The 15,395-nt window shown below is 41.3% G+C and carries 10 protein-coding genes; 2 read left to right on the plus strand and 8 right to left on the minus strand.

Translation table 11 applies throughout. From position 1 onward, the window contains the following. Nucleotides 1-230: 230 nt before the first annotated feature. Nucleotides 231-881 carry a 3-oxoacid CoA-transferase subunit B gene (locus ACFVSW_RS07610; protein WP_387314209.1) on the minus strand — a complete coding sequence of 217 codons (651 nt, stop codon included), beginning with the start codon at nt 879-881 and terminating at the stop codon, nt 231-233. Next, complete coding sequence (gene atoD, locus ACFVSW_RS07615) at nt 878-1,531, minus strand: acetate CoA-transferase subunit alpha (RefSeq protein WP_387314635.1); 654 nt, start codon at nt 1,529-1,531, stop codon at nt 878-880. The genes ACFVSW_RS07610 and atoD overlap by 4 nt, the downstream gene beginning before the upstream one ends. Before the next feature lie 182 nt (nt 1,532-1,713). On the opposite strand from atoD, the gene ACFVSW_RS07620 reads away from it, so the two are divergent. Beyond that, complete coding sequence (locus tag ACFVSW_RS07620) at nt 1,714-2,025, plus strand: winged helix-turn-helix transcriptional regulator (RefSeq protein ID WP_387314211.1); 312 nt, start codon at nt 1,714-1,716, stop codon at nt 2,023-2,025. 21 nt (nt 2,026-2,046) lie between these two features. Continuing rightward, nucleotides 2,047-2,967, plus strand: coding sequence for a DsbA family protein (locus tag ACFVSW_RS07625; protein WP_387314213.1), 921 nt, complete (start codon nt 2,047-2,049; stop codon nt 2,965-2,967). A 74-nt stretch (nt 2,968-3,041) separates the two neighbouring features. On the opposite strand, the gene ACFVSW_RS07630 is transcribed toward ACFVSW_RS07625, so the two are convergent. From ACFVSW_RS07630 to ACFVSW_RS07655, 6 genes are all read right to left on the minus strand, one after another. Beyond that, nucleotides 3,042-5,285: an alpha-galactosidase gene (locus ACFVSW_RS07630; protein ID WP_387314215.1), complete on the minus strand. Its 2,244-nt coding sequence runs from the start codon at nt 5,283-5,285 to the stop codon at nt 3,042-3,044. Nucleotides 5,286-5,413: 128 nt separating this feature from the next. Then, complete coding sequence (locus tag ACFVSW_RS07635) at nt 5,414-8,620, minus strand: glycoside hydrolase (protein WP_387314217.1); 3,207 nt, start codon at nt 8,618-8,620, stop codon at nt 5,414-5,416. Between the two features lie 290 nt (nt 8,621-8,910). Beyond that, complete coding sequence (gene lacZ / locus ACFVSW_RS07640) at nt 8,911-11,940, minus strand: beta-galactosidase, LacZ type (RefSeq protein ID WP_387314637.1); 3,030 nt, start codon at nt 11,938-11,940, stop codon at nt 8,911-8,913. A 38-nt stretch (nt 11,941-11,978) separates the two neighbouring features. Continuing rightward, a complete protein-coding gene (locus ACFVSW_RS07645; RefSeq protein ID WP_387314219.1) occupies nt 11,979-12,803 on the minus strand; it encodes a carbohydrate ABC transporter permease in 825 nt (274 codons plus the stop codon). Next, nucleotides 12,800-13,660, minus strand: coding sequence for a carbohydrate ABC transporter permease (locus ACFVSW_RS07650; protein WP_387314639.1), 861 nt, complete (start codon nt 13,658-13,660; stop codon nt 12,800-12,802). Before ACFVSW_RS07650 ends, ACFVSW_RS07645 begins: the two co-directional genes overlap by 4 nt. A 408-nt stretch (nt 13,661-14,068) precedes the next feature. Continuing rightward, nucleotides 14,069-15,358: an ABC transporter substrate-binding protein gene (locus ACFVSW_RS07655; protein WP_387314222.1), complete on the minus strand. Its 1,290-nt coding sequence runs from the start codon at nt 15,356-15,358 to the stop codon at nt 14,069-14,071. Nucleotides 15,359-15,395: the final 37 nt, after the last annotated feature.

Consider the following 15,395-nt stretch of genomic DNA (forward strand, 5'->3'; position numbering starts at 1 on the left):
TCCTGTGCTTTTATTCGTAGCCTAAACTATGAAAATGGTACTTTTTTTCTTGATAAATTCCCTTTATTTACGAAGTTTTAACATTTATCGGCGAATCTGCAGTTTTATTAGCGATATTCAACCTCTTATTAGCGAATCTCAATCTTTTATTAGCGAATCTGCAGTTTTATCAGCGAATCCATTTATTTCGGGTAAAAATACCGCTCAGATCATGAACATTTATCGTGAAGCTATGCTATCGCCGGATTAACAGTAAACGATGCCTCTGTTTTTTCTTTAACAGTCTCTAGGTCGACACCTTCTTGTAGTTCTTCCAGTACCAATCCTGCTTCGGTCACACGAAAAACGGCTAATTCTGTTACGATCATATCGACAACGCCTTTTCCGGTAAGGGGCAGACGGCATTGTTGAAGTATTTTGGACGACCCGTTTTTCGCCATATGTTCCATCGCGACAATAACTTTCTTGGCTCCAGTAACCAAATCCATTGCACCGCCCATACCCGGCACCATTTTTCCAGGAACCATCCAGTTGGCAAGGTTGCCGTTTGCATCTACTTCTAATCCGCCAAGAACAGTGACGTCCACATGCCCACCGCGGATCAATTCGAACGAAAATAGACTGTCAAAAAAGGCACCGCCTGGGAGAATACTTGAAGGCTGTCCACCAGCATTGACCAAATCGGGATCAATCTCCCCTTCTAAAGGTCCAAGGCCGATGTAGCCGTTTTCCGATTGAAGGATGACATTGACGTCTTCTGGAAGGAAGTTCGGCACCATTGTTGGCAGACCGATTCCTAAATTCACTACATCCCCGTCCCTTAATTCCTTCGCAACACGAGCGGCGATGATTTGTTTTGGATTGATTAATGTACTGATCATGATTGATAACCTCCCTGCACAAAAATTTTATCGACGAGGATGCCCGGAGTCATGACCTCATCCGGGTCAATATCCCCGATTTCGACGATTTGCTCTACTTGAACAATGACAGTGTCTGCGGCCAATGCCATTAATGGGTTAAAGTTCCGAGCGGAGCGGTGATAGATTAAATTTCCGGCTTTGTCTGCTTTATATGCTTTTAGAAGGGCAACTTCAGCACGAAGCGGTTTTTCAAGCAGGAATTCGCGACCGTCGACAGTAATCTTTTCTTTGCCTTCTTCGACAACGGTACCAACACCCGTTGGCGTCAATACTCCACCAAGGCCCGACCCACCAGCCCGGACACGTTCAGCCAAGGTACCTTGGGGAACCAATTCCACTTCTAATTCATCAGCAATCATTTGTCTGCCTGTTTCCGGGTTTGTCCCGATGTGGGAGGCAATTACTTTTTTAACTCGTCTGTTTACAATTAACGGCCCGACACCAGTTTCTATGAAAGCGGTGTCATTAGCGATCAGAGTAATATCCTTCACATTGGCTTCCAGCATCGCAGATACCAGTTCCTGAGGCGTACCAACCCCCATAAAGCCCCCTGCCATAATCGTCATCCCATCTGTAAAAAGCGATGAAACTTCCTCCATTGAAATCATTTTATCCACTTAAAAGCACCTCCTGAAAAAATAAGTGTAGTTAATCGTTCTCACACTTATTTTAAATGCAAGATTCGTGCCAATAAATAATTGAAAAAAATCCATGAAATTAAAGTATAATTTTTATACTTGATATATTTTTTATATCATATATATTTAAGTATATAAGGGAGGTTGTTATATTGGAAATTTGCCCCTATTTACAATACTCATTTGAAATATTAGGTAAAAAGTGGAACGGATTAATCATCCATTACCTGTCACTTTGTCCCGATGGAAAAGCCCATTTTTCCGAAATGAAACGTGACCTTCCGGATATTACGCCCAGAGCCCTTTCATTAAAGCTAACAGAGCTTGGCGAGTACGGATTAATTGAAAAAAAGGTGGTCACTGGATCCCCAGTTATTATTTCGTATGAATTAACGGAAAAGGGTCACTCCTTAACAGCGGCACTGGAATCTATTCAGAAATGGGCATTGCAATACAAAAATTAGAAAAAGAAAGAGGAGACTTACATGACGAACAACAAAATGGTTTGCGACTTAGAAACAGGCGTTTGCGGGGAAGCAGGCGATGAGACATTTGAGACAATCGATTTAAACCAACCACAAAAGAAGATCACACTTTATTATGTTACGGACCCCATCTGCTCTCACTGCTGGGCGCTTGAACCAGTATTGCGCAAGTTTGAAGAGCAGTATGGACAATATTTTGATTTGCATACAGTGATGGGGGGATTATTAGAAAGCTGGGACGGCTTTGCTGACGTAGCCAATGGCATTGGCAGTCCGGCAGATGTTGCAGGTCACTGGAGAGAAGTCGGTGAGTACTCCCGTATGCCAATTGACGGTTCCTTATGGCATGACAATCCCGTTCGTTCTTCGTTCATCCCATCCCGTGTGTATAAAATGGTTCAGCAGCAGGATGAGCAGCTGGCGAGAACTTTTTTACGGCGCGCAAGAGAAGCTGTTTTTGCCTTCAATGAAAATATTGCCGATGAACATGTATTGATTAACATCGTAAATCAGTTGGGTCTAGATGGAGAAACAATTGTGAAAGAAGCAGAACTACCCGCGGGACACGAACGATTAAATCAAGACTTTGCTCTAGCCAGAAGCCTTGGGGTACGCGGCTTCCCAACCATCATTATGGTGAACGAAGAAAACAAAGGCGTCAAAATCGTAGGTTCACGTCCACTAGAATACTACGTGAAGGGTCTTGAACAAATACTAGGAACATCTGACGCTTTACAGGCACAGACACCTTCTTCACTCAAAAATCTCCTAGAAAAAGAAGGTCTATTATTCTCAAAAGAAATCGAAGTCCTGTATGACCTTGAACAAAATCAGGTTCGTTCATTTATCGAGGCAGAGCTTTCATCAGACGAATATGAACTAGATGAAATTCTTGGAGAAGCTTATATCGTTAAAAAGTAGGGAAAAAGGAATCAAAATAAATAGCGAAGTAGCATAACTGTTTAACACGTTTTGCTACTTCGCTGAAATTACTTTTATAAATCATTAAAATGAAGGTCTTCTATACTTTTAATATAAAATACGTTTGATTGGAAATCGCCTCCACGCTTCGCACTGCTGCTGTTCACACCATTAAACTCAGTGGGGAGCTGAAGACCAGCCTGCATGAGTTCGTCACCATAATAAATTCTCCCGGCCACTTGATAGGCCTTAGCTTCATTCAACCCACTTAACTGTAATGTTTGCTGTTTCAAAGAATTAGGCGTTGCTAAAACCTTATAGTATCCAACTAATGCTTCTGATTGGTCCTGACTAACAACCATCCAAGCCGTTTCATTTTCAGAAAAAGGACTTAACAACTGGTAAAACAGACCATCCCGTATTAAGCCACGGTGCTTTTTATAAAAAGAAATCTGCTCTTTAATTTCCAGCCGCTCATCTTCTGATAGCTTAAGCGGGTCCAATTCATAGCCAAAGGTTCCAAAATAAGCAGTATTCGCCCTTGTCGATAATGGTGTCGTCCGTAAGGTTTGATGATTTGGCACAGCCGATACGTGGGAGCCCATGCTATAAACTGGATAAGCGAAAGATGTTCCATATTGTATCTTCAGCCGTTCAATCGCATCGGTGTCATCACTTGTCCAGGCTTGCGGAGCGTAGTACATCATTCCTGGGTCAAAGCGTCCGCCCCCGCCTGCACAGGATTCAAACAAAACGTTCGGAAATTCATTCGTTAGACGTTCGTAAAGATTATAAACACCTAAGATATAACGATGGAAAAATTCCCCCTGCTGATTCAGTGCTAATTTTTGTGAAAAAGCCTCGGTAATATTCCGATTCATATCCCATTTAATGTAAGAAAGATTGGTTCGTTTAATTATCTCAGCCATTTTTTCATAAAGATAATCAACAATTTCTGGTCTTGAAAAATCAAGCACGAGCTGGTTTCTCCCCAACGTATGCTGATGAGGTGTGCCAACTGCCCAATCAGGGTGCTCCCGATATAAATCACTGTTAGGACTAATCATCTCTGGCTCGAACCAAAGACCAAATTTCATTCCTAATTCAGAAATTTCCTTGGTTAAGCTTTCTAACCCATTTGGAAGCTTATTTAAATCAACATGCCAATCACCAAGCGAAGATGTATCATCGTTCCTTTTTCCAAACCAGCCATCATCAAGGACAAATAACTCAATGCCTAATTCAGATGCTGATTTCGCAATGTTAACTAGCTTTTCCTCATTAAAGTCAAAATAGGTTGCCTCCCAATTATTAATCAAAATCGGGCGCTCTTCCTTCCTCCAATGATTTGGGATTAAATGCTCCCGGTATAGATTATGAAACGCCTGGCTCATCCCGTTTAAGCCTTGGTCCGAATAAACCATAACCACTTCTGGTGATTGAAAAACCTCATGCGGCTTTAAATTCCACTTGAAGCCAAATGGATGAATTCCAGCCGTCAGTCTTGCTGTGTCATAATGATCCACTTCTACTTGCATAATGAAATTGCTGCTATAAACAAAATTAAAACCGTAAACCTCACCCGTATGCTCTGTTGTAAAAGGTCGCTTTAAGGCTAAAAACGGATTATGATGATGGGAACTAGCACCGCGCAGACTGGAAATCGCCTGAATACCCATTTCGAGTTTCCTCTCCTTCACATGCCGTTCCCGCGACCAGGTCCCTGCTAAATGGGTAAAAATAAAATCCTTATCTGGCAGGTCGAGCGATGCTCCCATCAATCTCTCAATAATCAACTTTTCTGTACCGTTGTTTTTTATGGAAGCACTTCTCGTAATGACGGGTTTGTCTTGAAAAATAGTATAGTTAAGTGCTAATTCCACATGTAAAAATTCATCTTTTAAAATGATTTGGAGTGTGCTCGCTTCATAAGCCTCATTGATATAGGTTGAGGGCAATCCCTTAAGCGACGGCTTCCCTTTCAATATTTTATAAGAATCGTATGTAAAGTTGGGAACATTGGGAGCATTTTCAATCCCTACATGTATAGCTGGTTCTCGGAAATCTGAGTTTCCGTAAGCTGGGTATTCTTGGCGCAATGTTTCCAAACTAAACGCAGGATCATCCTCATATACATGGCAGCTTGCTGCTGTTGGTACGTCGACCGTTTGCAAATGGGAAAAATCATTTCGATGCCTTAAAGCATTGCCATAATAGAGATGCCCCAAGTGCCCATTTTTCATCACATTAAAAATATAACTCACCTGACCATTCGTTAAATGAAATTGCTTGTTTTTTAGATTCGTATGTATCATCATAAAACATCACCTTTTCCTAAATTTGTTAGTTAAGTTTCAATGATCCCTATCTAAATAAGGGGAGCCTGTCAAAAGCTCCCCCTATTGTAATTTTAGGAGTACAAAATATTAATTAACTGTTTTACTAATCATTTACCTTTTTCATTAACAAATTCAACAGCATACGTTTCCTTATGTTTACGATCTTCAGATGTTACAATAATTGTAGCTTTGCCAGGTAAGGAATCTGGCATATTAATATGAACATTAGCAAAAATATCACTTGGAATCGCCTCAACATTTAGTTCCTTATGCACACGGCCATTCATTTCAACTTGATAGGATAAGGTACCCTTTTTAAAACCCTTAAGCGGCTGTCCATTTATTAAGATACTTTCTAAAGATACATCTTCCCCGACAATTGGAACAGTTGCCTCTCCAACTCCCCATACCATTAATTCAGAAATGGCAATACAAGTTTTTGGCATCGCTTGCATCACGGCTCGTAATTTTGAAGTAGTGATTGGATTAAACGAAAGATTGATCTCTTTGTTCGCTTTTACATCGGTTTGCGTTCCTTTAAGATCTATCCAGGCACTGCCATCCCAATATTGTAGTATTAATGATTCAGCAGGCCTTGTGCCACCGGCATCGTCGAAGAAATGGAAATCAACCTTAGAAATGGTTTCCTCTTTACCAAAATCAATAGCAACCCAGTCTTCTTTTCTCCAACTATTAGGATCCCAGTTGGTCCAACGGGCACTGGAGATAATTCCATCATTGATGTTCGCAGCACTGTCGTACATTCCTGTAAAGGAAGCGCTCGCCTTCGGGAACTCATTACCTGATTTTCGTAAGGCTAGGTTTTGCAAAGCTGGCTTTACAACCTGAACTAGTACAAATGCTTTAACTGGGCTGCCGGGTACTTTCCCTCTTACGGTAAATTTCCCGTACTCTGCGTATAAAGCCGGATCTACTTCATCCCAATTAACCATCACCTTACCAAATGTCCCTGCTGCTAACTTCGCTGTCACTTCTTTTGGTAAAATTGGAGCCTGACCTGGTATCGTTTTAATTTTTACAGACTCGATACTATCAATCTTAGAAACGGTGACCATTGCAATCGCTTTAATTATTGTACCTGCTACCGTACCCTCGACAGTAAAGGTATTCTCACGATCATAGAGGGCTGGGTCTATTTCATCCCATACTACTTGTTTTGAAACCCGGTCACCATCTCCAAAGACGGCTGTTACCTCCGGCGGAAGAGCAGGTGCTGTCTTTTTCTTTGGCACGGCAACTTCGACCGGTTCAATCTTAGTGATTCCTGCCTTAACAAGCTTCCATACCTGATTATTACCTGCATTCGGTTTATAAACCGTTGCTCGGGCATCCTCAGCCTTCGATTGCCCGCCAATTTCAAGCAATTGACCATCTGCGAGATTTACAAACGTAAATTCTCCATTTCCATAGGTTGATAGAATCCACTTTTGACTTGCTTTATTCTCATCCACTTGTAAAATAGCAGACCCATTTACCGCGCCAAGCACCTTTCCGCTTGCCGGATGAACGATTTGATAGATTTCTTTGTTGCTGTAACCGTTTGTTACTTTTCGAAGCTTCCAGCTCTGATTTTCCTTTTCATGAACCTTTGTTTTTTGAACAACCGCCTGGTTATCCTTTGCAATATCCAGCACTTTTTCGCTGTTTTTATTGATTATTTTGTAGTCTTCTTTGAAATCGACAACACCTTGATTTGGGGCCACACCTGATACGTTTGATACCACAAAAGTGGTAATTGATTGAGGTTTTACGGTGGCAGATAACTTCTTATTTGAAATTTTAATAGCGTCTTTTTTCGCTAAATTATCCGTTGATGACGTTACATACGGAACAGCTTTCGCCTCATTTTGTACAGTTCCAAATCCCGATAAGTCAAAGTTCAGTGCTTTTTCCTCTGTCGTGTTATTCGTATAAACAATAACGACCGATTCATCCTCTTTATTAATTGCCGCTAATGTACTGCTGTTATTGGAATTAATCACTTGGGAACCTGGCCGGATAAACTTACTGTAATTCCCCATTGCATAATACTTTTTATTTTTATATATTTTTACATTGCTGAAATCCTTAGGATCGAAATCAACCTGAATCAGTCCCCAGTTTGCATTTTCGTGTTTTGGGTCCATATTCACTTCATCTTCAATTGCTTGCCAAAGTACCCATGCCTCTGGTTCAAGTTTTTGAATATCACTTGTAATTCTTTCTGACAAGCCCAGACCTGTTCGAATATCGGTATGATTTTGTCCCATGCTGCCGGGACTAAGATCTACTTCTGACATCCATAGCCTTTTCTCAGATGATTTGGCAATATCCCGTACACTAATTTGCTGTTCGGGCCAGTACGTATGTACATTTAATTGCCCGATATTCGCGCGTGTTTCAGCATTATATTGCTCCCAATTTTCCCTAAACCGTTGTGGGTGTGTTTCATCCATTGCAGATACAACTGTACTAAGTTGTTTTTCATCTAACTGCTTTTTAACTTCATTGATGATTTTCGCCTGTGATGCAGGGGACCAATTTGAACCTTCCTGTCTTCCTTTTGCGCGCCAATAACCTGTATTAGGTTCATTTGTTGGAGACAGTGTTTTAAATTCAATATCCAAATCCTTTTGTAAATGATCGACAACAGTAGTTAAGTAAGCAGCAAAATTTTCGAATTGATCTGCCTTTAAATTGTCATCCCAAGAATTCCAGTTCCCAGATACATAACCGCTTCGAGTCATAAAATAAGGAGCTGAATTGGAGAATGCTTCAAACGTGTCGGCCCCTCTCGCTTTAGCCGCATCAAGCCACCAACGTTGATTCGCGTCCGCGTCCCAATTCCAATGATTAGGATTCGCTGGATTCCACCAGTTTTCAGGTTCCTTCCAACCATCAGTATTTCCTTCCGGAGGACTAAATTCTGCTGGCCGGTTCCAGTAGCCAGGGACAGCGCCGCCTTTTCGCATATATGGAGTTGTCTCGGGTGCATCACCTCCGCCAATATTGTAGCGGGCAATATTAAAATTCAACCCATCTTTCCCGAAGAGGTCATCAGCAAGCTGATTTCTAAGCTCATCCGGCCAGCCCCCGGTAATATTCCCAAACCAGACAAGTGCCGTTCCCCAACCATCAAATGGCTCATGTTGATAGCTCGGGTCCAGCTTAATCGATTCCAAGTTGGAATTTACTTCTGCTGTTCCCTCCACTGCAGATGCCTTCTTTGGTGCTAAGGGTGAAATACCGCCCACTAAAATCAACAAAACCAAACTGTAGAAAAAGAATTTTCTTCCATACCACTTTTGTAACATCAATCCATTCCTCCTCTTAATTAATCGGTAAAAATCGCATTGATGCCGGTACTCTAAGATGGATGATCTAATCGTTCATAATCCTTAGCTGCAACACTTGTTACGAAACAGCCTTGCAGTAATTCAAATCAATGTAATCACCCCCTTAAATGAAGAGTTCATTACTAATCCTTTCTTGGTTTGAAGGATACAGGTGGTTTCGTTCCGAAAATTCCGATAATAATAGACCAAAATAATTCTTGTACCTATGTTTGGAAAGAGCCCATGTTACCGGGCTTCTTCCCTAATCTTCATATCCTATGAATCATAAACTCAAATTCCATGTCTTCATTAGAATCAATTAGATGTTCATCGTGAACGGGTGCTCCCCAGCTGTCGTCCCCGCCAACGCCCATCTGCCTGCCGGCGACCGTTACAACGGTATAATGGATATTCGGAAGCTCGTAAACATGCATAGCATTTTCGAGTTCAAATGCTGTATAAGGTGAAAAGTTGCATTCCAACGGTTCGTGAACAGATGAAATTCTAATTCCTTGACCGTCACTATTCGTCACAATGACACGGCGGACCCCAGTACGATTGCCTGATTCCTGAGGAAAACAATAGTCTGATAGATTTTCAGCTACTTGATTTTTAAAGATACCAAGTCTTGCACCCATCGAGCGGTCGGAGTAATTTTCCTCAGGACCCATTGCGAGCCACTCAAGATGGTCATATTCAGCTGGAACCTTAAAGGAAACCGCAAAAGTTGGCATTTGCGGCAAATTCTCAGCCCCTTTATACGCTGATTTCACACGGACACTACCATCAGGATAAACAGTGTAATAAGTCTTTACCTCAATGTCATTGTTTATTGAGAACATATAAGTAAAGACGACTCCGACGTGCCCCGAATGTTCTTCCACTTGTATATCCACACATTTCCTTGCTAAGCTCGCCGCAAACCATAGCCCAGAATGGAAGCTTTGCGAATAGCCGCGGTCATTGTCTGTTGTTGCTCTCCAGAATAACGGTGCCAGAGGCAGGGCAATCATTTCACGACCAGCATATTTTAATGACACTAAACTTCCCGCCTGTTTCGAGAACATAACAGTGAAATCTCTGCCATGAATGCCAATATTGACATCACCATTTGCAACTCGCAAATCTCCGCTTGGGGCGACGATTTCTTTTGAACCCACTTGAAAAATAAACTGACCAAAGGCAATCTCATAGCCCGATTTTGCCCAAACCGTGCTTTCCTTTAGCTTTAGTGAAGTTTGAATAGAATACTCACCGTTTGCAGAAGCAATGTCAGTAGGCCAGGTAAACTCGAAACGACCAACGCTTTGTGGTTCAACAGCTGCTTGAAGTGTATCTCGATACAACTCCTCACCATTAAGGGATAAGGAATATTCCAACACAAAGTCTGCTGTATTAGAGAAAAGACTTTCATTCTTGATTGTGAGACCGTTTTGATCTGGCAGCAGCTTAAAGTCTTGATATAAAAATTTAACTTCCTGCATCTTCGGAGAAAGCTCACGATTTGCATAGACAATTCCATTCGTACAAAAAACGTAATCTGTCGGTCGATCGTCAAAATCACCGCCATATGCAAGGAATTCGTTTCCGAAACGGTCTTTCTTATACAGCGATTGATCAATATAATCCCAAATAAAGCCGCCTTGATACATCGGATACTTCTGCTCTAAATCAGTATACTTATACATGCCGCCAAGTGAATTCCCCATTGCGTGCATATACTCACAGCTAATGTAAGGCTTCTCAGGATTTTCGTTCAAATATTTTTCAATATCAACAGGCTTTGCATACATCCGGCTTTCCATATCGCTCGTGTCATTAAAGTCGCGATTATGGAAGACCCCTTCATAATGAACAAGGCGGCTTGGATCAACCTGCTTGAAATATTTGGAGACATTAAGGATTACCTCACCCGCGTACGATTCATTACCGCAGGACCAAATTAAGATCGATGGGTGATTCTTATCCCGTTCCACCATCGAGATTGCCCTGTCCATGACAATTTCCTGCCATTCCGGTTTATTGCCAGGAATATTCCAGGATGGTTCAACAGCCCCCATCTTTTGCCAAGAGCCATGAGTTTCAAGGTTCATTTCATCAATGACATACACGCCGTATTCGTCGCATAATTCATACCAATAGCTTTGATTCGGATAGTGGGATGTACGAACTGCATTTATGTTATGACGTTTCAATGTTTTAATATCCCACAGCATATCTTCCTTCGTAATGGCACGTCCTCGGCGGGGATTAAATTCATGCCGATTTACCCCTTTAAATACAATCCGTTTTCCATTGAGAAGCATGATTTTATCTACAAGTTCAAATCTTCTAAAGCCAACTTTCTGCGGAACTGCCTCAACCAGCATGCCTGACTCGTTATAAACCTGAATCAATAGTTTGTACAAATAAGGACTTTCTGCATTCCAAAGCCCAGGATTGTCAACAAACATAGTAATCGACCAATTGCCTTCGGTCTCTTTCCCGTCTACAGATGCAATGAGACCGCCCTTGGCATCAACTAATTCAGCCGTTATTTTTGAAGGAACTGGTCCTTGAAGCTTTAAATCAGCTTTAAGCATTCCTTTTGTAAAAGTTGCATCCAACTCCGGGCGCACATGTAAATCCGCAACATGAATTTCCGGAACGGTATACAAATAAACATCACGAAAGATGCCCGAAAATCTCCAAAAATCCTGATCCTCAAGCCAGCTTCCGGTGCTCCGCTGGTACACCTCAACAGCAAGCTTATTCTCACCATCAATGATAAACTTCGTCAGTTCAAACTCTGCCGGCGTAAATGAGTCCTCACTATAGCCGACAAACTCCCCGTTTAACCAAACATAAAAAGCTGACTCTACCCCTTGGAAGGAAACATAAACCGGCTTATCCGCCATATTTTCTGGTACGGTAAAGAATTTAACATAGCTGCCAACGGGGTTATGGTCCATCGGAATTTCTGGGGGGCGAATTTCGTTATGCCCATCCCATGGGTACATCGTATTCACATATTGCGGCTGACCGTAGCCCTGAAGTTGAATGTGTCCTGGCACGGAGATGTCTTCCCATCCATCACAATTGAAATTTGCTTTATAAAAATGTTCTGGCCGGTTATCAGGATTAACACTGTAATTAAATTTCCAGACTCCATTTAAATCATGACGCAGCTTCATTGGACCTTCAGTCTCTTTTGCCTCCGCTACTGTTTCATAATAAACATGGTCAGAATGGGCTGGAAGACGATTCACAGCAAATACATTTACATCTGATAGCCAATCAATACTTGGAGCTTTTGTCATAATCTCTAACACTTCCTATCCACTTACTTTTTATCAACCTATTTTACAGAACCCATCATCCCGGCAACAAAATGCTTTTGCATAATAAAGAAGATAAGGGCAACCGGCAGGGTTGCAATCACAATGGCAGTCATAATCATTCCATAATCGGGTGAGTAGCTTGATCCAAGGTTGGAAATAAGCAATGGAATTGTCTGATTCTCAGGTGATTGCAAAATAACAAGAGGCCACAAATAACTGTTCCAACTGGCCATAAACGTAATGATGGCTGCTGCTGCATAAGTTGTCTTCATCGTAGGAACATAAACCCGGAAGAATACACCTAATTCCGTTAAGCCATCAATCCTGCCTGCTTCGAGAATTTCTTTCGGAAACATCTTTGTACTTTGTCTAAAGAAAAAGATAAGAAAAGCGGTAGTAACTGTCGGAAGGATGACCGCAGTTAGTGTATCAATCCCAATCATCGGGAAGTTTTGCGAGATCGTGCCGAACATTCTAAACAACGGTACCATTAACGCCGCAAAGGGTATCATCATGGATAGCAGCAAGAAGTTAAATAAAAGATCCTTTGACTTGCTTTTAAATATTTCAAATCCATATCCCGCCAATGAAGCAATAATTAAACCCAGAATGGTTGTGGTGATTGAGATTTTTGCTGAATTCAACAAGGCAGGCACTAGATCAACGGTGTCCAGCAAATGGTGAAAGTTTTCGATAAAATAACTCCCCGGCAGTAATCTCCCCTTCGTCACATCAACCGATTTATTCGTCGAGCTAACAATCATCCAGAGAAATGGAAAGATGGAGACAATAGATGCAATGATTAGGACAAGATAGCTGAATGTTTTCTTCATATTACTCATTTTTTATCACCTGCCACTTTAAACTGGATGATGGAGAAGATAACAATCATAATGACAATGGCATACGATACGGTGGCGGCATAGCCAAAATCAGGAGTATATTTAAACGATAAATTGTAAATGTATTGGGAAATCGTCATCGTCGCATTTCCCGGTCCACCCTTCGTAATATTCATGACTTCATCAAATAACTGAAGCGTTCCGATCGTTGAGGTGATGGAGGTAAAAAGAATGATCGGCTTCAGCATTGGGATCGTGATTTTGAAAAATTGCTGAACCGGTGAGGCCCCATCAATTCTTGCCGCTTCATAGATTGATTCATCAACATTTTGCAAGGCAGATAAATAGAAAATCATGTTATAACCTGTCCACCGCCAAGTGATGGCTGCAATAATCGCTATTTTGGCCCAAAACGGATCGGTAAGCCATTGAATCGGCTCTGAAATAAGCGAAACCTTCAGCAACATCATATTAATCATGCCATCTTGGCTAAACAAATATTTGAAGATAACAGAATAGGCGACAAGAGAAGTGACACAGGGTAAGAAGATTGCTGTACGAAATAATCCCTTTAGCTTCAACGTTTTATTATTCAATAAAACGGATAGAAACAGAGCCAGTAAAATCATCACGGGAACTTGAATGATGAGATAGATGATTGTATTTTTTACTGTCGTAAGGAAAGTTGGGTCCTTAAATAAACGAATATAATTATCAAAGCCAGTAAAGGTTAAATTAGCACCCGTTCCTGTTTGAAAAGACATGATAAGCGCCTGAACCATTGGATAAAAATAAAACAAGCAGATCATCACGGCAGCGACTAGAACAAATGACCAGCCAATGACAGCATTTTTCATTCGGATTTTCCGGCCAGACTTTGCTGTTTGAAGGTCGTGTTGGTTATTTGCTTTAGCTGTTATCACTTTAGTCAGCTCCTCACGTTATTAGTTAAAGAAAAGCCTCGAAAATTCGCCTGACACATCAGATCGCTTCTTTTAATCGAAGGGAGAAGCCGGCGAAGTTCCAAGGCTTATTTTCTTATAGTATTAGAATTTATATCATTGAACTTTGAGAATTGTCCAGCTCCAGCGCCCTAGCGGCTAATGTCCTTCGCTCTCCGCCCTACGATAAGTCAACATCGGTTCACTACGTTCACCGTGTTTCCTTTATCTCAGTTGGAGCGCTCCAGGCCATACGCCGCTGACCAGGGCGCTTGCGCTCTTCTTATTCAAATTGATTACATGTGTTCATTTTTACTTTAAGTATTATTTTATTTGTTCTTCTGCTTGCTTTTGGGCATCTGCTAATACTTTATCCAGGTCTTTGCCTTTAAGATAATCTTGCATTCCGACTGCTAAAATATCTTCAATTGCATACGTATGCATACCATAGTTTACTTGTGGTATCTTTGCTGTCCAGTTTGCGAAATCTTCAACCACTTTCTGGCCGCCAAAGAAATCATCTGCTGCTTTATATGCTTCGCCATCTGCTGCAGGTTTGTACGTACCTATTGCGCCCATTTCTTTATTTAAAGTTTGATAGAAATCAGCATTGGAACCGAACGTTTTTGCAAGGAAATCAACTGCTTTTTCTTTACCAGGGACATTGAGCACGTACCATGAGCTTCCGCCTAAGTTCGTAGCATTCACAGAACCCTCAATTCCTGATTGCTTCGGCATTGGAATAACGGCCCACTTGCCTGACTGTGAGGCTTCCGCCTTAATAGAAGCTGTAATCCAGTTACCAGTAGGAACAGTGGCAACATCTCCGCTATTAAAGCCGGCTACAAACTGACTCCAGTCAGAAACAGGTTTTACTAAATCTGCATCCAAAATGGCTTTGTATGTTTTGAAGGCTTCCTTAAGAGCATCATTATCAGCTAAATCTGGTGTGGTTCCATCTTTTTTCAAATACCAAGAACCACTAGATTGGATCATCATCCGAATGAGACCTAAATCCTTTGGATCTTGTGTAAGCATTGGTTTTCCGGCAGTTTCTTTCACCTTTTTACCAATCTCAATGTACTTATTCCAGTCGATATTTTGTAAATCTGCTGCTTTATATCCTGCTTTTTCTAAGTAGTCTGTTCGAACGTATAATCCAGCTACACCAGTATCAAAAGGAACGCCATAATGCTTTCCTTCTAGGCTAGTCGGTGGCATTTTATATTGAGCAAAGTCGTCAGCATTAAAAGCATCAGACAATTCTTGGAACATGTCCGGATAGGCTTTTAAGAAGCTTTGCGCACGATAATCTTCAATTAATACGATATTTGGTAACCCTTTTGTAGTACCAGAGCTTAGACTGGTGTTGAGTTTTTGAACAATGTCATCTTGGGCATTTTCAACAATCTTAATCTTAAGGTCCGGATTTCCTGATTTATAAGCATCCTTTGCTAAATTCATTGCCTTAATGTTAAAATTCGGGTCCCACGCCCAAACCGTTATTTCATTTGTATCTTTTCCCTTGCCGGAAGTACCCGTCTCTTTTGATCCAGAAGAACAAGCAGTTAGCATCAAGATACTAACTAAAAAGAGTGCTAGTATTTTCTTCATTGATATTCCCCCAAGTATCATAATGTTTTGTAAGCGC

It is taken from the genome of Neobacillus sp. NPDC058068 (assembly GCF_042885335.1).
Classification (GTDB): domain Bacteria; phylum Bacillota; class Bacilli; order Bacillales; family Cytobacillaceae; genus Neobacillus.

Bases quoted from the DNA above. Each gene is read 5' to 3' on its own strand.
- ACFVSW_RS07610 (WP_387314209.1), bottom strand. From the start codon at position 881: ATGATCAGTACATTAATCAATCCAAAACAAATCATCGCCGCTCGTGTT.
- atoD (WP_387314635.1), bottom strand. From the start codon at position 1,531: ATGATTTCAATGGAGGAAGTTTCATCGCTTTTTACAGATGGGATGACG.
- ACFVSW_RS07625 (WP_387314213.1), top strand. From the start codon at position 2,047: ATGACGAACAACAAAATGGTTTGCGACTTAGAAACAGGCGTTTGCGGG.
- ACFVSW_RS07630 (WP_387314215.1), bottom strand. From the start codon at position 5,285: ATGATGATACATACGAATCTAAAAAACAAGCAATTTCATTTAACGAAT.
- ACFVSW_RS07635 (WP_387314217.1), bottom strand. From the start codon at position 8,620: ATGTTACAAAAGTGGTATGGAAGAAAATTCTTTTTCTACAGTTTGGTT.
- lacZ (WP_387314637.1), bottom strand. From the start codon at position 11,940: ATGACAAAAGCTCCAAGTATTGATTGGCTATCAGATGTAAATGTATTT.
- ACFVSW_RS07645 (WP_387314219.1), bottom strand. From the start codon at position 12,803: ATGAGTAATATGAAGAAAACATTCAGCTATCTTGTCCTAATCATTGCA.
- ACFVSW_RS07650 (WP_387314639.1), bottom strand. From the start codon at position 13,660: ATGAAAAATGCTGTCATTGGCTGGTCATTTGTTCTAGTCGCTGCCGTG.
- ACFVSW_RS07655 (WP_387314222.1), bottom strand. From the start codon at position 15,358: ATGAAGAAAATACTAGCACTCTTTTTAGTTAGTATCTTGATGCTAACT.